At 60.3% G+C, this 17,323-nt stretch carries 12 protein-coding genes; 11 read left to right on the top strand and 1 reads right to left on the bottom strand.

The annotated features are described in order from the left end of the window. Positions 1–207 precede the first annotated feature (207 nt). On the top strand, positions 208–2,682 hold the full coding sequence (locus tag ACTJK9_RS05590) for a UvrD-helicase domain-containing protein (protein WP_085610261.1): 2,475 nt from the start codon (positions 208–210) through the stop codon (positions 2,680–2,682). 57 nt (positions 2,683–2,739) lie between these two features. On the opposite strand, the gene ACTJK9_RS05585 is transcribed toward ACTJK9_RS05590, so the two are convergent. After that, positions 2,740–3,012, bottom strand: a complete 273-nt coding sequence (locus ACTJK9_RS05585; protein ID WP_085610669.1) for a DUF1652 domain-containing protein — start codon at positions 3,010–3,012, stop codon at positions 2,740–2,742. 263 nt (positions 3,013–3,275) lie between these two features. On the opposite strand from ACTJK9_RS05585, the gene ACTJK9_RS05580 reads away from it, so the two are divergent. The 10 genes from ACTJK9_RS05580 (at position 3,276) to eprS (ending at position 17,160) form a co-directional block, all read left to right on the top strand. Continuing rightward, a complete protein-coding gene (locus ACTJK9_RS05580) occupies positions 3,276–4,091 on the top strand; it encodes a helix-turn-helix domain-containing protein (protein ID WP_440812744.1) in 816 nt (271 codons plus the stop codon). 51 nt (positions 4,092–4,142) lie between these two features. Further along, a complete protein-coding gene (locus ACTJK9_RS05575) occupies positions 4,143–5,549 on the top strand; it encodes an NAD(P)/FAD-dependent oxidoreductase (protein ID WP_440812742.1) in 1,407 nt (468 codons plus the stop codon). 29 nt (positions 5,550–5,578) lie between these two features. After that, positions 5,579–5,923 (top strand): cupin domain-containing protein, encoded by a 345-nt coding sequence (locus tag ACTJK9_RS05570; protein ID WP_011334089.1) that lies wholly within the window; start codon positions 5,579–5,581, stop codon positions 5,921–5,923. 56 nt (positions 5,924–5,979) lie between these two features. Continuing rightward, a complete protein-coding gene (locus ACTJK9_RS05565) occupies positions 5,980–7,065 on the top strand; it encodes a polyamine ABC transporter substrate-binding protein (protein ID WP_440812740.1) in 1,086 nt (361 codons plus the stop codon). 388 nt (positions 7,066–7,453) lie between these two features. Beyond that, positions 7,454–8,920, top strand: a complete 1,467-nt coding sequence (locus ACTJK9_RS05560; RefSeq protein ID WP_064596527.1) for a serralysin family metalloprotease — start codon at positions 7,454–7,456, stop codon at positions 8,918–8,920. Between the two features lie 93 nt (positions 8,921–9,013). Further along, on the top strand, positions 9,014–9,442 hold the full coding sequence (locus ACTJK9_RS05555) for an AprI/Inh family metalloprotease inhibitor (RefSeq protein ID WP_158090081.1): 429 nt from the start codon (positions 9,014–9,016) through the stop codon (positions 9,440–9,442). Positions 9,443–9,647: 205 nt separating this feature from the next. Further along, complete coding sequence (locus tag ACTJK9_RS05550) at positions 9,648–11,435, top strand: type I secretion system permease/ATPase (protein ID WP_064596529.1); 1,788 nt, start codon at positions 9,648–9,650, stop codon at positions 11,433–11,435. After that, a complete protein-coding gene (locus ACTJK9_RS05545) occupies positions 11,432–12,781 on the top strand; it encodes an HlyD family type I secretion periplasmic adaptor subunit (protein WP_039768319.1) in 1,350 nt (449 codons plus the stop codon). Before ACTJK9_RS05550 ends, ACTJK9_RS05545 begins: the two co-directional genes overlap by 4 nt. 2 nt (positions 12,782–12,783) lie before the next feature. After that, on the top strand, positions 12,784–14,151 hold the full coding sequence (locus tag ACTJK9_RS05540) for a TolC family outer membrane protein (RefSeq protein WP_440812736.1): 1,368 nt from the start codon (positions 12,784–12,786) through the stop codon (positions 14,149–14,151). 57 nt (positions 14,152–14,208) lie between these two features. Then, on the top strand, positions 14,209–17,160 hold the full coding sequence (eprS, locus tag ACTJK9_RS05535) for an autotransporter serine peptidase EprS (RefSeq protein WP_440812734.1): 2,952 nt from the start codon (positions 14,209–14,211) through the stop codon (positions 17,158–17,160). Positions 17,161–17,323 lie beyond the last annotated feature (163 nt).

The following is a 17,323-nucleotide window of genomic DNA, read 5'->3' as shown; positions in this document are numbered from 1 at the left end:
AGCCATCATCTATCAGTCAACCATCGAGAAAAAGCGTAAAAACTGCGGCATTCCAATCGAATCAATTGATATTTAAAAAGCTCGAAACCGTCTCATCTCACCTTCAATTCATCGCCTAAACCAATGACCTGTAAGCATTTCACTAGAACAAAAAAGCAAATGCAGACACCATAGCCCTCAACAGCCTCACATCCGGAGTCCGTCAGCGTGGCGCAACACACCCCCGATCTTCCTCCCGAACTTCGTCCCTTGGCCGAGATGCCCTGGTTCAAACGCCTGGCGGCGCGTTTCCTTGGCCACGGTCTGACGCAACTACGCGCCCAACACCGTGCCTCGTGGCTGCACGGCCAGGCTGACGGCTTTCGCAGCGGACATACCGCCGGCGTGGATTACGGGTACAAGGAAGGCAAGGCTGACGGGCTGGAAGAGGGGCGCCAGGTCTTGTTGATCCGCGACAGCCGCAATACCGAGCATCGCCCGCCGGGCATCGACAATCACCTGTTCGACGACTGGCGCCTGCCGCTCAGCGCAGAACTGAAGAAGCGCATGAAAGCCGACGTCGCGCGTCTGCTGCCTGCGCACGCCCAGCCGAGCGCGGCGCAATGGAAGATGATTTTCAGCGATACGCCGTCAACATCAGTGATTGCCGGGGCCGGAGCCGGCAAGTCGACCACGCTGGTGTTGCGGATCCTGCTGCTGACTCACTACCTGGGCTTCGAGCTCGATTCGATGACCGTGGTGACCTTCACCCGCGAGTCGCGCAAGGATTTCATCAGCAAACTGATCGAACTGTTTGCGTTATGGGACCGGGCACTCAGTCAGAAAGCTGCGAAGGATCTGGTGCGCACTTTCCACTCGCGGATCTTGCCGATGGTTCGCAGTCTGCCCGGATTCGAGCGCTTGCAGGCATTCGAAAACCTCAGCCACCGCGCGCCGGGTGCAGATGAAGACGTCGACAGCAATCCGTTCGATCTGCGCATCAACGACGCGCAGCGTCAGCAGCTCAACGCCTGTTACCACCGTCTCTACAAAGAAGATCCGCGCTTTGCGCAACTGATCCAGCCGCTGTCCCGGCACGCCTTGCAGCTTAAAGAGCTGGAACGCGATCACCCGGACGTGCAAAAACGCGTCGCTGTGACAGAACTGGCGGCCCGTCGCGATGAAGAGCTGTGCGACATGATCGAAGACATGTGGCTGCGCGCGGGCGCCTGGCCGATCAAGGGCATCGAACCGAGCCGCCAGACATTCGAAATCAACGGCGCATCGTTCCATTGCCATGGTTACATTCCGAGCCTGGATGCCTGGGTCGTGTTGGGTTTCGATCCTCGGGAAAACTCGCAGGTTTGCCGTCCCAACGCCAAGCTGACGGTTCGTGCAGAGTGGGCAGTCAAGCGCACCCTGTTTCAAGCTTTCTGCCGTAAGCCGTTGATATGGCTTGATAGTTACGAATCATCCAGACGTGTATTGGCCACGCTGGCGGGCGATGCCAGCGCCGGCCCGGGCTTCGATTACAAGGTCAAAGGCGAGCTGGCATCCGCGCCGTTGCTCGATTGTTTTGTCGCTGCCGCAGGCTTCATCGAGAACCTGGGCCTGGATGTTCCGGACGCCGTTGGCCGCATGAATTTCGCCAAGGACGATCCGGACCGGTTTTTCTTCGAAGCTTTAAGCCTGTTCTGGCGAGCGCTGGAAGATCACTTGCTGGATCAGAAGCCGCCGGTCATGACCTACAACCGGATGTTTGCCCTGTTCAGCGAGCACTCACCGGAAAACTTCAAATTGCTCAGCGATGAACTGCTGCGGCCAATGTCGCACCTGATGATCGATGAGTTTCAGGATGTCTCACCGCAAATCGTCTCGTGGATTCGTGCCAGCCTCTCGGAAATCCGCAGTCGTGGCCCGGCCATGCACGTCGGACGAGGTGCGCAGCGATCGTCGCTGCTTTGCGTGGGCGATGACTGGCAATCGATCTATGGCTGGCGCGGCAGTTCGCCGAGCTATTTCATGGAGTTCAACAAGGAATTCCCGTCGCCGAGCACGACGCGGGTGATGCTCAGCGACAACTATCGCAGCCATCAGCACATCATCGACGCGGCAGAACACATCGTCCGGGCAGCGCCGGCGATCCCGGGCAAGAAGGCCAAGGCCAGCGGCGAGGAGAGGCCGTTGCAGCCAGTCAACGTGCTGGAACGCGACGATCAGGCACTCGGCCAGCGCCTGGCGGAACACTACCGAAAGGGCGATTCAATCCTGATGCTCTATCGAAAAAGCAGCGATAAGTTACTGATAGAACAGCATATTCAATCAGTAGTTAATGTTGATTCGAGCTTGCCGTACGAGTCCCGTCGCCTGAAACAACTGACGTATCACAGCGCAAAAGGTCTGCAGGCCGACGCGGTTTTCCTGCTGGGTGACTGCCAGCATCTGACCAGCTCACCGTACAAGAATCAGGTGTACCGCATGGCCGGACTGGGCAAGGCCGGCGACAGCGAACCGTACGACAGCGCGCAGAAAGACGAAATTCTGCGTCTGGCCTACGTCGGTATCACCCGTGCAGTCAGCCATTGCTACTGGTATGTCGAGCCGCAGGACACTCAGGCGGTCAACATGCCTCGGGCCTCGGACCGGGTCGCCAAAGGCAAACCGTTCTTCGTCGATCATCGTCCGGAAAAGAAAATGGCCTGAATCCAATGCCCATGAAAAAGCCCGCACAAGGCGGGCTTTTTATTCTAAATCAGCCAGTTACGCATAACTCTTGAGAGATTCCGGAGGAATGAAAGCCTCCAGCTCATCCTCGACCGCTTCGATTATTCGCTCCACATCCGCCGCGTTCATCACCGTGGCACAGGGGATGCCGGCGATGGCAATCAAGGTTTCGCCGCTGGCCCGATCGAACAGGCGAGCGACCAGACTGCCAGGCGCATCCATGGTCGCCTCGAAACCCATGGGATGAAAATGCCAGCGCATCAGCTGGCAGGCATTGGGGAACGTGACTTTGCTTGACCCTTTGATCATGTGTTGCCCGCCTTCTTCATCGAGCGCTTCCGTTTGCTCATGGTAGGTGGGAAGAGCCTTCATTGGCTCAACCGGTGACTGCCTTTAAAAGTAGCATCTGAATGTGAAATTCCTGTGAGAATTTTCAGTTCATTTAGCGATTGCGAGGATTCTTTTGATGTAAGTCACGGTCCACCCCAATCGTCGCCAAAATGCCATCACCACCGGTTGTTGAAGCAGCGCCGGAAGTTGGGCAAGCTCGGTTCTTTTTCCAAGAGTCCCTTATGCACGCCGATGATGACGGCCCGGAACAGACCCGGGCCACGGCCGAAGCGGTCATGCGCTATCACCTGTGCTGGAAACACCGGGACCTGGATGGCGTAATGGCGCTGTACCACCCAGACATCCAGTACAACGATTTTTTCCAGAACCGCGTGCTCGGCCTCGACGAGTTGCGCGAGTACGTTCGGGTCAGCATGCCGCGCGAGTCCGACGAAGCGCTGGAGCATTGCGACCGTATCCGTATCGACGGCAACACCGCCTTCATTCAATACGAAGTGACGTTACGCGGCGGTAACGGACTGGTGTCGTTTCGTTCCAGTGAAGCGATCACGGTCAAGGACGGGCGGATCTGGCGGGTCAACGAATATGCATCGTTGGTGCGTGAGCAGGCTGAAAGTCCGACGACAACCCGCCAGCGTCCGGCGGTGAGTCGCCTGGGCCTGTCGCCGCGCCAGTTGAGCTTCATGGCCGATGACCTGCAGCAGTATTTTCAGCGTCAGCAGCCTTATCTCGACCCCGAACTCGACCTGCAACGGGTGGCGAAGGAGTGCGGGTACAGCCGCAACCAGATTTCGTACCTGTTGAATCAGGTGCTGGGGCAGAGCTTCTACCGTTACGTCAATCAGGCGCGTCTGCAACATCTATTGCAGTCGCTGGACAACGCTACGCCGCCACTGCGCATCGACGAACTGGCGTTTGCCGCCGGGTTCAATTCACTGTCGGCTTTCTATAGCTGCTTTCGCCAGCACACAGGGCAGTCGCCAAAAGCTTATGCGAAGCAAATTTCTTTGCGGACACGCGCGCAAGACAATCTCTGAGTCCAGCCACTAGGATCGACGCCATCGAAACCTGGATTGGCGGAGTCTTGCATGCCGGCGTGGCGCACTATCAGTTTGTGGATGGACCAACTCGACGAGCCGCTGACCGCGCGCCCGTCGCTTGCGCAGGACCTGGATGTCGACGTGGCGATCATCGGCGCCGGTTACACCGGACTGTGGACTGCGTACTACCTGAAACAACAGGCGCCGAGCCTGAACATTGCCATCATCGAAGCGCAAACCGCCGGGTTCGGCGCGTCCGGTCGCAACGGCGGCTGGTTGATGGGCAATCTGCTGGGCGAGGATCGTTTGCTGGCGGGCCTGTCACCGCAACAACGCCGCGCTTCGTTCGACCTGTTGCACAGCATTCCCGATGAAGTAGAAATCGTCCTGGAACGCGAAGGCATCGACTGCGACTACCGCAAGGGCGGGGTGCTGTATTGCGCCGCGCGCTATCCCGAACAGGAAGCCAGTCTTCGCGACTACCTGAAAAAGCTCCACGCCCAGGGCCTGACCGACGACGATTACCGTTGGCTCAGCCCGGAGCAACTGGCGCAGCAGCTGCGCATTGCCAAACCCTACGGCGCCATCTTCGCCCCGCATGTGGCGACCATTCACCCGGCGAAACTGGTGCGCGGTCTGGCGCGAGCCGTCGAAGGCCTGGGGGTGAAGATTTACGAAAACAGCCCGGTGACCCATTGGCAGGCCGGCAGCCTGCGGACCGACAACGCCAGTGTGCGCAGTCGCTGGATCGTTCCGGCCATCGAAGGCTATTCCGTCACGCTGCCACCGCTGGGTCGTTATCAATTACCGGTGCAAAGCCTGATCGTCGCCACCGAGCCGTTGCCCGCTGCGACCTGGGATGCAATCGGCCTCAGTCGGGGCCAGGCTTTCAGCGAGTTCAGCCGTCAGGTCACTTACGGCCAGCGTAGCGCCGACAACCGCCTGATCTTCGGCGCCCGTGGCGGTTATCAGTTCGCCGGCAAGCTGCGCCACAACTTCGACCTGACCCGTGATGAAGTCGAGCTGCGTCGCTACCTGTTTGGCGAGCTGTTCCCGCAACTGAAAAACGTGCAGATCACCCACGCCTGGGGCGGCAACCTCGGCATGTCCCGGCATTTCAAACCGCACATGTTGTGTGACCGGGCCAACGGCATCGCGCTGTCCGGCGGCTATGGCGGGGAGGGTGTCGGTGCTTCCAACCTGGGCGGGCGGACGCTGGCGGATCTGATTCTCGAACACGATACCGAGCTGACGCATCAACCATGGGTGCTGCCCGATGGCGGGATCCACGCATTGCGCGCCTGGGAGCCGGAACCGTGCCGCTGGCTCGGCTACAACGCGATCATCAAAAGCTTCGTCCACGAAGACCAGACCCTGGCCAACCCGGCGACTGCGCCCTGGCGGCGCAAGCTTGCCAGCCAGGTGGCCGGGTTCATGGAAGGTTTCATGCACTAAACGTTGTTTACTATCAGACAGGTAACGCCATGAGCATCACCCAATTCAAGAACACCGCCACGTTGCAACTGGATGAGTCCAACCCGGTGGCCGTGCCGCTCGGCACGCCGGTAGCGATTGCCTCGACCACCAGCGTCGAGCGCGACGACGGCGTCGAAACCGGCGTCTGGGAATGCACCCCAGGTCGCTGGCGCCGGCAGATCACTGCTCAAGAGTTCTGCCATTTCATTTCCGGTCGCTGCACGTTCACCCCGGACGACGGCGGCGAAACCCTGCACATACAAGGTGGCGACGCACTGATGTTGCCGGCCAATACGCTCGGGATCTGGGACATCGAGGAAACCGTACGCAAGACCTATGTCCTGATTTTCTGACGTTTTGATCCTTTTGATTGCCTGCCAACAACAATAGCCAATACAGGAATCGATCCATGATCCGAAAGACCCTCGCGCTCGCACCTTTGATGCTCGCCGTTTCCCTTGCTCAGGCCGCGGATACGGTCAAGGTTTACAACTGGTCCGACTACATCGCGCCGGACACCGCCAAGAACTTCGAAAAGGCCAGCGGCATCGGCGTTACCTATGACGTCTACGACAGCAACGAAACCCTCGACGGCAAGCTGATGACCGGCAAATCCGGTTACGACGTGGTGTTTCCCTCCAACCACTTCATGGCGCGGCAGATCGAGGGCGGGGCGCTGAAGAAGCTCGACAAGAGCCAGCTGCCCAACTGGAAGAACCTCAACCCGGTATTGCTCAAAGCCCTGCAGACCAACGACCCGGGCAACGAACACGGCTTTCCGTACCTGTGGGGCAGTACTGGCATCGGCTACAACATCGCCAAGGTCAAGGCTGTGCTGGGGGACAACGCGCCGGTGGACTCCTGGGACCTGATCTTCAAGCCCGAATACATGGAAAAACTGCAGAAATGCGGCGTGGCGATCCTCGACAACGGCCCGGAACTGTTGCCGGCAGCGCTCAACTACCTGGGGTTGCCGCATCACAGCAAGAACCCCGAGGACTACAAAAAAGCTGAAGCGCTGCTGATGAAAGTGCGGCCGTATGTCAGCTACTTCCATTCCTCGAAGTACACCAGCGATCTGGCCAATGGCGACATCTGCGTAGCTGTCGGTTTCTCCGGCGACATCCTGCAAGCGGAAAACCGCGCCAAAGAGGCGAAGAACGGCATCGACATCGGCTACGAAATTCCCAAGGAAGGTGCCGCCATCTGGTTCGACATGGTCGCCATGCCCGCCGACGCACCGGACGAGAAGGCCGGCTATGCGTTCATGAACTACCTGCTGCAGCCCGACGTGATGGCCGGCATCAGCAATTACGTTCACTACGCCAATGGCAACGAACAGGCCGACAGCCTGATCGACCCGGAGATCAAGAACGACACCAAGGTTTATCCGAGCCCGGAAATGATGGGCAAGCTGTTCGCGCTGGAAGCGATGCCGCTGAACATCGACCGGATCCGGACACGGGTGTGGAACAAGATTCGAACCGGCAGCTGAAGGAACAAAGGCGAGGGCGGCACAGCCCTCGCCTGACTATGTTCTGTTGGATCAACTTGATATCAAACCACTGGCATTGCATCGCTAAAGTGCAGCAAAGTGAGACGCTGCTAACAAAAAACAACTTACCGATATTTAATATTTAAATAAGAAATCGTCAGACAATTAGGCAGCCTCACCACACTTTCAAACTTCTTTCGGCGGCACGTGCTTTGTTTACGGGAGTTTCCCGGAACAGTTCAATTTGATCTCGAAAAAATGCTAGACGACAGATTTCAAATTGTGTCAGGTTTCTTACGCCTTCATTGGGCGAGTGATAGGACAATCTCGCCAGAGGTTGTCGCTATCGGACAAAAACTGTTCCATTGCTAAACAAGGAAGTGTGTTTATGTCGAAAGTAAAAGCTAACGCTATTGATACCGCCGAACAGGCTTTTGAGCTGAACGCGGCGCCGCAACCTCTGGCAGCGACCAGCACGGCGTATAACCAGATCAATAGCTTCAGCCATCAGTACGATCGTGGCGGTAACCTCACGGTCAATGGCAAACCCTCCTTTTCCGTCGACCAGGCCGCAACCCAGTTGCTGCGCGACGGCGCTGCCTACCAGGACAAGGATGGCAGCGGCAAGATCGAACTTACCTACACGTTCCTGACTTCGGTATCGTCCAGCACGATGAACAAGCACGGGATCACCGGGTTCAGTCAGTTCAGTGCTCAACAGAAAGCCCAGGCCGTGCTCGCCATGCAATCCTGGGCCGACGTGGCCAACGTCACCTTCACCGAGAAAGCGTCGGGCGGTGATGGCCACATGACCTTCGCCAACTACAGCGGTGGCGTGGACGGCGCAGCAGCGTTCGCCTACCTGCCGGGCACCGGTCCGGGTTACGACGGCACTTCGTGGTACTTGATCAACAGCGGTTACACGCAGAACAAGACCCCGGACCTGAACAACTACGGCCGTCAGACCCTGACCCACGAAATCGGCCACACCCTTGGCCTGGCGCACCCGGGCGACTACAACGCCGGCAACGGCAACCCGACCTACAATGACGCGACCTACGGTCAAGACACCCGCGGCTACAGCGTCATGAGCTACTGGAGCGAAAGCAACACCAGCCAGAACTTCAGCAAGGGCGGGGTGGAAGCCTATTCCTCCGGTCCGCTGATGGATGACATCGCCGCGATCCAGAAGCTCTACGGCGCCAACATGACCACCCGAACCGGTGACACCACCTACGGCTTCAACTCCAACGCCGGTCGCGATTTCCTCAGCGCCTCGTCGTCGGCCGACAAGCTGGTGTTCTCGGTGTGGGATGCGGGCGGCAAGGACACCTTCGACTTCTCGGGCTTCACCCAGAACCAGAAGATCAACCTCAATGAAGCCTCGTTCTCCGACGTTGGCGGCCTGGTGGGCAACGTGTCCATCGCCAAGGGCGTCACCATCGAGAACGCCATCGGCGGTTCGGGCAACGACCTGCTGATCGGCAACAGCGCGGCCAACGAGCTCAAGGGCGGTGCCGGTAACGACATCATCTGGGGTGGCGGTGGCGCCGACAAGCTGTGGGGCGGCGCGGGTTCGGACACCTTTGTGTTCGCGGCCAGCTCCGACTCCAAGCCGGGTGCGATCGATCAGATCCTCGATTTCGTCAGCGGTCTCGACAAAATCGACCTGACCGGTATCACCAAGGGCGCCGGCCTGCACTTCGTCAGCGCCTTCACCGGCGCGGCGGGTGATGCGGTTCTGACGTCCTCGGGCGGCAACAGCCTGCTGTCAGTGGACTTCTCCGGTCACGGCGTGGCTGATTTCCAGGTCAGCACCGTTGGCCAGGCAGCCACCAGCGACATCGTGGCGTGATGTAACACGGGAAAGCGGCGCGTCATGCGCCGTTTTCTTCACTTGCATCGCCGTGACCGGTAAGCAAGGCTACGTGCCGGAGTGAAATTTCCCATGATCCAATTCGCTTTTACCCGCAATGCGGCGGCGTACTTGTTGCCGATGCTGATGATGATTTCCGGAGAAACAACCATGGCAAGCAGCCTGAGACTCGAAGACCCATCGCTATTTGCCGGGCAGTGGCAAGCGACCCTGAGTGCCCGCAGTGACAGCGCCGAAGCACAAGCGATGCAGGACAAACCGTCGAATACCTGCCAGATCGATCTCGAAGCCAACCGGACCTTGGGCAAAGGTGCCGATTGCCTGAGCGCGTGGTTGCAGGACGCTGCCATCGGCTGGTTTCCCGATCCTGACGGTCTGTCGATCACTGGCAAGGAAGGCTCAAGAATCCAGTTTTTCAGCCGACAACGTGATGGGCTTTATCTGAGCACTTTGAAGTCGGGCCTGGTGATTACACTCAAGCGTGCTGTACAGCAACCTTGATGACCAAAACCGACTGACAGTTTAAATATAAAGCACCCCGTTACAGTTATAAGCCGCAGTGCAATAACACGGAGGCCGGTTTTAATCGGGGAAGTTGTTATTGAAGTGTAAGCAAATGCTGGCGGTGTATGTCTCGCTCTCATGGCGAGCAATTAATTTGAAGTCTCGCCAAGCAGGGCGGGAAATACCATTTCAGGAATAATCAATGAAGATGGCGAAGGCCCAAGCCACCGCTCCCTTATTCAAGGCATTGGGTGACTATAAAAGCATTCTGATCAGCGTCGGATGCTTTACCGCACTGATTAACGTGCTGATGCTGGTGCCTTCCATATATATGCTCCAGGTCTACGACCGGGTGCTGTCTTCGCAGAACGAAACTACCCTGGCGATGCTGTCGCTGATGGTCGTCGGTTTCTTCGCGTTTATCGGCCTGCTGGAAGTGGTGCGCAGCTTTATCGTGATCCGCATCGGCAGCCAGTTGGAGCGCCGCTTCAACCTGCGGGTCTATCAGGCAGCTTTCGAACGTAACCTGTTCAAGGGCGAGGGCAACGCCGGGCAGTCCCTGGGCGACCTGACCCACATTCGCCAATTCGTCACCGGGCCTGCGCTGTTCGCGTTCTTCGATGCGCCGTGGTTCCCGGTTTATCTGTTTGTGATTTACCTGTTCAACGTCTGGCTCGGCGTGCTGGCCACAGCGGGAGCGTTGCTGCTGATCGCGCTGGCGTGCCTGAACGAATACATGACCAAGAAGCCGCTGGGCGAAGCCGCCGGTTATTCGCAGAAATCCAGCCAGTTGGCCACCAGCCACTTGCACAACGCCGAAACCATTCAAGCCATGGGCATGCTCGGCGCCTTGCGCAAGCGCTGGTTCCAGGTGCACTCGCGCTTCCTCGGCCTGCAGAATCAGGCCAGCGACACTGGCGCGGTGATCAGCTCGCTGAGCAAGACCCTGCGCCTGTGCCTGCAATCGCTGGTGCTGGGCCTCGGCGCACTGTTGGTGATCAAGGGCGACATGACCGCCGGGATGATGATCGCCGGCTCCATCCTGATGGGCCGGGTTTTGAGCCCGATCGACCAGTTGATTGCCGTGTGGAAGCAGTGGAGCGGGGCGAAGCTGGCTTACCGTCGCCTCGATGCGTTGCTGCAAGCTTTCCCGCCGAGCGATGACGCCATGGCGCTGCCGGCGCCGAAAGGCCAGATCACCTTTGAACAAGTCAGCGCCGGCCCTCCGGGTCAACGCTCCGCGACCCTGCACATGGTCAACTTCAACCTGGCGGCCGGTGAAGTGCTGGGCGTGCTCGGTGCCTCCGGTTCCGGCAAATCGACCCTGGCGCGTGTGCTGGTCGGCGTATGGCCGGCCCTTGGTGGCACGGTGCGTCTGGACGGCGCCGACATCCACCGTTGGAACCGCGATCAGCTCGGCCCGTACATCGGCTATCTGCCGCAGGACATCGAGCTGTTCAGCGGCAGCATCGCCGAGAACATTGCCCGCTTCAGTGAAGCTGACCCGCAAAAGGTCGTGGCTGCCGCGCAACAGGCCGGCGTGCACGAACTGATCCTGCGCATGCCACAAGGCTACGACACGCAATTGGGCGAGGACGGCAGCGGTTTGTCCGGCGGCCAGAAACAGCGTGTGGCACTGGCCCGTGCGCTGTACGGCAACCCGAGCCTGGTAGTGCTGGATGAGCCGAATTCCAACCTCGACACCGTCGGCGAAGCCGCGTTGTCCAGCGCGATCGTGCAGCTCAAGGCCCAGGGCACCACCGTGGTACTGGTCACCCACCGTTCTTCGGTACTGGCTCAGGCCGACAAGCTGCTGGTACTCAACGACGGCCGTCTGCAGGCCTTCGGCCCGAGCCATGATGTGCTCAAGGCACTGTCCGGTAACCAGCCCGGCAACCCGCCACAACCAAACGAAAAACCTGCGCAAGCACCGGCCGGGCTCAGCATGAGCCGCCAGTATCAGCCGACGACAAGGAATTCGGGTGTATGAGCAGCGCGAGCATGAACACGCAAAACGAAGCCACGATGGAACACGACTACATCACCGAGCGCCCGGAACGCGACGCCAGATTTTTCGCCCGCATGGGCTGGATTCTGGCGCTGGTCGGCGCCGGCAGCTTCTTCACCTGGGCGGCATTGGCGCCGCTGGATCAGGGCATTCCGGTGCAGGGCACCGTGGTGGTGTCGGGCAAGCGCAAGGCCGTGCAGTCGATGAGCAGCGGCGTGGTCAGCCGGATTCTGGTGCGTGAAGGCGAAATCGTGAAGCAGGGCCAGCCACTGTTCCGCCTCGACCAGACCCAGGTTGCCGCCGACGTGCAGTCACTTCAGGCGCAATACCGCATGGCCTGGGCCAGCCTGGCGCGCTGGCAGGCCGAGCGTGACAACCTCAAGCAAGTGACGTTTCCGGCAGAACTGAGCGACAACGCCGATCCGCGCCTGGCGCTGGTGCTGGAAGGTCAGCGGCAATTGTTCAGCAGCCGTCGCGAAGCGTTTGCCCGCGAACAGGCCGCCCTGCGCGCGAGCATCGAGGGCGCCACCGCGCAGCTGGCGGGCATGCGCCGCGCCCGTACTGACCTCAACGCCCAGGCTGACTCGCTGCAACAGCAGTTGAGCAACCTGCAACCGCTGGCCGACAACGGCTACATACCCCGCAACCGCTTGATGGAATATCAGCGTCAGCTGTCGCAGGTTCAGCAGCAACTGGCCGAAAACACCGGCGAAAGTGGTCGAGTGGAGCAGGGCATCCTTGAGTCCCGCCTGAAACTGCAACAGCACGGTGAGGAATACCAGAAGGAAGTCCGCACCCAGCTGGCCGACGCACAACTGAAAAGCGTCACCCTGTCCGAGCAACTGACCTCCGCCGGTTTCGACCTGCAACACAGCGAAATCCTCGCCACCGCTGATGGCGTGGCCGTCAACCTCGGTGTGCACACCGAAGGCGCCGTGGTCCGTCAGGGCGAAACCCTGCTGGAAATCGTCCCGCAAGGCACGCGCCTGGAAGTCGAAGGGCACCTGCCGATCAACCTGATCGACAAGGTCGGCACGCACTTGCCGGTCGACATCCTGTTCACCGCGTTCAACCAGAGCAAGACGCCACGGGTGCCCGGCGAAGTCAGCCTGATTTCCGCCGACCAGATGGTCGACGAGAAAACCGGCGTGCCGTACTACGTGTTGCGCAGCAGCGTCAGCGATCAGGCCATGGAAAAACTCAACGGCCTGGTGATCAAACCCGGCATGCCGGCGGAAATGTTCGTGCGCACTGGCGAACGTTCGCTCCTCAACTACCTGTTCAAGCCGCTGCTCGACCGCGCCGGTTCCGCGTTGACCGAAGAATAAGGATGTTCGGCTGTATGAATAAGCTTTCCATGCTGGCGGCAGCGTTCGCGCTGCTCGCGGGCAACAGTGCAGTGGCGGCCATGGGGCCGTTCGAGATCTACGAACAGGCGTTGCGCAATGACCCGGTGTTCCTCGGCGCGATCAAGGAGCGCGATGCAGGCCTCGAAAACCGCGCCATCGGCCGCGCCGGTCTGTTGCCGAAACTGGGTTACAACTACAACAAGGGTCGCAACTCGTCGAAGGCCACGTCCCTCGACGAACGCGCGCGCAATCGCACCGATGAGCGTAATTACAACAGCTACGGCTCGAGCCTGACCCTGCAACAACCGTTGCTCGACTACGAAGCCTACGCGGCGTATCGCAAGGGCGTGGCCCAGTCGCTGTTTGCCGACGAGAACTTCCGCGGCAAGAGCCAGGAACTGCTGGTTCGCGTACTGGATAACTACACCAAGGCTTTGTTTGCCCAGGACCAGATCGACATCGCGCTGGCCAAGAAGAAGGCGTACGAGCAGCAGTTCCAGCAGAACGAGCACATGTTCCGCCAAGGCGAGGGCACTCGCACCGATATCCTCGAAGCCGAGTCGCGTTATGAACTGGCAACCGCCGAGGAAATCGAGGCCCGCAACGAGCAGGACGCCGCGCTACGGGAACTGGGCGCATTGGTAGGGGTGCCGGCGGTGGACATCAGTGATCTGGCGCCACTGGATCAGAACTTCCAGACATTCGCCCTGATGCCGGCCAACTACGACACCTGGCACGAACTGGCGATCAGCAACAACCCGAACCTGGCGTCCCAGCGTCAGGCGGTGGAAGTGGCGCGTTACGAAGTCGAGCGCAACCGCGCCGGGCACCTGCCGAAAGTCAGCGCTTACGCCACGATGCGCCAGAACGAATCGGAAAGCGGCAACACCTACAACCAGCGCTACGAAACCAACACCATCGGTTTTGAAGTCAGCGTGCCGTTGTACGCCGGTGGTGGTGTGTCGGCCTCGACCCGCCAGGCCAGCCGCACCATGGAACAGGCCGAATACGAACTGGACGGCAAGACCCGCGAGACGCTGATCGAATTGCGTCGTCAGTTCAGCGCCTGCCTGTCCGGGGTCAACAAGCTGCGCGCCTATCAAAAGGCCCTGGCCTCGGCCGAAGCGCTGGTGGTGTCGACCAAGCAAAGCATTCTCGGTGGCGAGCGAACCAACCTCGACGCACTGAACGCCGAGCAACAACTATTTACCACCCGCCGCGACCTGGCCCAGGCACGCTATGACTACCTCATGGCCTGGACCAAGTTGCATTACTACGCGGGAACCTTGAGCGAGCAGGATCTGGCGCGGGTGGATGAGGCCTTCGGACAAGGCCCAAGGACGCAATAACGCCGTAACTTCAACGCAAAAAAGCTTCAACCCAAAACAACAAAAAGAGTGGTGAACATGGACGTATGCATCAAGCCGATCACGGTCGGCACCCTGCTGCTTGTGATGTCTGCAACCCAGGCTCAGGCCCAATACCTCGAAGCCGGCAAACCCGGCGATCCCGCCAGTTGGCGCAGCGCCGAATTCCTGCGTGACTGGGGCCTGGGCCGGATGCAGGCCGATCAGGCCTACGCCGCCGGCATCACCGGCAAGGGTGTGAAGGTCGGCGCGCTGGACTCCGGTTTCGACGCCGCCCATCCCGAGTTCGCCAGCGACCGTTATCACCCGGTACTGGCCAGCGGCAGCTACCTCGACGGCACGCTGTTCAATGTCAACGGCACCCTCAATCCGAACAACGATTCCCACGGCACCCACGTGGTCGGCACCATGGGCGCGTCCCGTGATGGCACCGGCATGCATGGCGTGGCGTACAACGCGCAGATCTACGTTGGCAACACCAACAAGAACGACAGTTTCCTGTTCGGCCCAAACCCTGATCCGCGTTACTTCAAAGCGGTGTACGACGCCCTGGCGGATGCCGGCGTGCGGGCGATCAACAACAGTTGGGGCAGCCAGCCGCCGGATGTCAGCTATCGAACCCTTGCGGATCTGCACGCCGCTTACGCTCAGCACTGGAACAAGGGCACGTGGATTGACGCAGCGGCGGACGTTTCCCGTCGCGGTGTAATCAACGTGTTCAGCGCCGGCAACAGCGGCTACCCGAATGCCAGCGTGCGCTCGGCGCTGCCGTACTTTCAGCCGGACCTGGAAGGGCATTGGCTGGCGGTCTCCGGGCTGGATCAAAGCAATCAGCAGAAGTACAACCAGTGTGGCATCGCCAAATACTGGTGCATCACCACACCGGGCGCGAAGATCGACAGCACCATTCCCGACGGCGGTTATGCGATCAAGTCCGGCACCTCGATGGCCGCGCCGCACGCCACCGGCGCACTGGCGCTGGTGATGGAGCGCTATCCGTACATGAACAATCAGCAGGCTCTCGAAGTGTTGCTGACCACCGCCACCCAGCTCGACGGTTCGGTGACCGATGCGCCGACCGAACGGGTCGGCTGGGGCGTGGCCAATATCTACCGGGCGATACGCGGGCCGGGGCAATTGCTCGGGGCGTTCGACGCCCATCTGGCGGCCGGGCGGAGCGATGTCTGGAGCAATGACATCAGCGACAAAGCCCTGATCCAGCGCCAGAGCGAAGACCTCGCCGAACACAGCGCCTGGCAGCAAACCCTGCAAAGCAAGGGCTGGCAGAACGGCGTGCCGGCCGGTGCCAGCCAACAGGATCAGACTGATTACGCTGTGGGCATGGCTCGCGATGCAGCGGCGGCCGGTCGGGTGTATCAGGGCAGCCTGATCAAATCCGGCGACGGGCGACTGATTCTGACCGGTGACAACACGTATCGTGGGCCGACCACGGTCAATGGTGGTCTGCTGACAGTGAACGGCTCGCTGACATCGGCCGTGACCGTCAATGACGGCGGCACCCTCGGCGGCACCGGGCGGATCGGTGCACTGTCCGCTAACAGCGGTGGCCGTGTCGCACCGGGCAATTCCATCGGCACCTTGAATGTGGCCGGTGACGTGAACTTCGCGCCAGGCTCGACCTACGCCGTGGAGTTGTCTCCCACCAGCAGCGACCGCATCGTCGCCGGCGGCATCGCCTCCATCAACGGCGCCACCGTGAGCCTGTCGCTGGAAAACAGCCCGACACTGCTCAGTACCAGCGAAGCCAGAAGCCTGCTCGGCCAGCAGTACAACATTCTGCAAGCGGCGGGCGGCATTCAGGGTCGGTTCGGTGCGGTGCTGCCGGATTACCTGTTCATCGGTGGCAGCCTGGCCTACAGCGGTAACGGCATCGGTTTGAATGTCGAGCGCAACGCGACATCGTTCGCCAGTGTCGGCCAGACACCGAATCAGCGCTCCGTGGCCACTGCCGTCGAAGGTCTGGGCGCGGGCAATTCCGTGTACGAAAGCCTGTTGTTGTCGGCCAACGCCGGTGACGCGCAACAAGCCTTTCAACAGTTGAGCGGTGAAATCTACCCGGCCCTCGGTTCGGTGCTGATCAACGACAGCCGCCAACTGCGCGACGCCATCGGCGAACGCCTGCACGATGCGCAAGCCACGCAAAGCAACGGCTGGATCAAGGCCCTCGGCGCTTGGGGTACGACCGACTCGCGACACGACACCGCCGGTTACAGCACCTCCATCGGTGGGCTACTGGCAGGTGTCGACGGCGCGGTCGACGAGCAGACCCGCATCGGTCTGGTCACCGGTTACAGCGACAGCTCGCTGAGCATGGGCTCGGGCACCCATTCCTCGGCCAAGGTCGACAGCTATCACCTCGGCGCCTACGCCGGTCACGACATCGGCGCCTGGCGCCTGAGTACCGGCGCCGCTTACAGCTGGCATCGCGCCGATGTGAAGCGCGACTTGCAGTACGGCAATGTCAGCGCCAAACAGAAAGCCAAGGTCGATGCTGCCACCACTCAGGTATTCGGCGAGGCGGCTTATCGACTGAACCTGCAACCACTGGCCCTTGAGCCGTTCGCCAACCTGGCCTACGTACACCTCGACACCGACGGCTTCACCGAGAAGGGCGACGCCGCCGCGCTGGAAAGCGGCGACGACCAGCGCGACGCGGTGTTGAGCACCCTCGGCGTGCGGGCGATCAAGACCTTTGACCTGCCGTCCGCGCAGAAACTGCAAGTGAGCGGTCATCTGGGCTGGCAGCACAGCCTGACCGACATCGAATCCGAACAGCATTTGCGCTTCGCCAGCGGCAGCGCGCCGTACACCGTTGAAAGCTCGCCACTGGTGCGCGACGCCGCCCTGGTCGGCGTGCAGGCCAGCCTGGCGCTGACCCGCGACGTGCGGGTCAACCTCGATTACACCGGACAACTGGCCAGCCGCGAGAAACAACACGGCGTGGGCCTGAGCCTGAACTGGCAGTTCTAAACACACGGATGATCGTTCCCACGTCGAGGCGTCGAACCGTCTGCATGGGAATGCCTCTAGGGACGCGGAGCGTCACGGGCTGCATTCCCACGCGCGAGCGTGGGAACGATCAACGATCACTTCAATAGACGGATTTTTCGCAACATCACTAAGGAAGGTCGCT

This window comes from Pseudomonas sp. 22082 (assembly GCF_052046055.1).
Taxonomy (GTDB): domain Bacteria; phylum Pseudomonadota; class Gammaproteobacteria; order Pseudomonadales; family Pseudomonadaceae; genus Aquipseudomonas; species Aquipseudomonas pharyngis.
Note: the sequence above shows the minus strand (reverse complement) of the source record. Positions and strands in the feature narration are given on the sequence as shown.

What these genes read in the sequence shown, in the direction of transcription:
- ACTJK9_RS05545 (WP_039768319.1), top strand. Translation starts at nt 11,432, where the DNA reads ATGAGCAGCGCGAGCATGAACACGCAAAACGAAGCCACGATGGAACAC.
- ACTJK9_RS05555 (WP_158090081.1), top strand. Translation starts at nt 9,014, where the DNA reads ATGATCCAATTCGCTTTTACCCGCAATGCGGCGGCGTACTTGTTGCCG.
- ACTJK9_RS05570 (WP_011334089.1), top strand. Translation starts at nt 5,579, where the DNA reads ATGAGCATCACCCAATTCAAGAACACCGCCACGTTGCAACTGGATGAG.
- ACTJK9_RS05580 (WP_440812744.1), top strand. Translation starts at nt 3,276, where the DNA reads ATGCACGCCGATGATGACGGCCCGGAACAGACCCGGGCCACGGCCGAA.
- ACTJK9_RS05585 (WP_085610669.1), bottom strand. Translation starts at nt 3,012, where the DNA reads ATGATCAAAGGGTCAAGCAAAGTCACGTTCCCCAATGCCTGCCAGCTG.
- ACTJK9_RS05565 (WP_440812740.1), top strand. Translation starts at nt 5,980, where the DNA reads ATGATCCGAAAGACCCTCGCGCTCGCACCTTTGATGCTCGCCGTTTCC.
- ACTJK9_RS05560 (WP_064596527.1), top strand. Translation starts at nt 7,454, where the DNA reads ATGTCGAAAGTAAAAGCTAACGCTATTGATACCGCCGAACAGGCTTTT.
- ACTJK9_RS05550 (WP_064596529.1), top strand. Translation starts at nt 9,648, where the DNA reads ATGAAGATGGCGAAGGCCCAAGCCACCGCTCCCTTATTCAAGGCATTG.
- ACTJK9_RS05540 (WP_440812736.1), top strand. Translation starts at nt 12,784, where the DNA reads ATGTTCGGCTGTATGAATAAGCTTTCCATGCTGGCGGCAGCGTTCGCG.
- ACTJK9_RS05575 (WP_440812742.1), top strand. Translation starts at nt 4,143, where the DNA reads ATGCCGGCGTGGCGCACTATCAGTTTGTGGATGGACCAACTCGACGAG.
- eprS (WP_440812734.1), top strand. Translation starts at nt 14,209, where the DNA reads ATGGACGTATGCATCAAGCCGATCACGGTCGGCACCCTGCTGCTTGTG.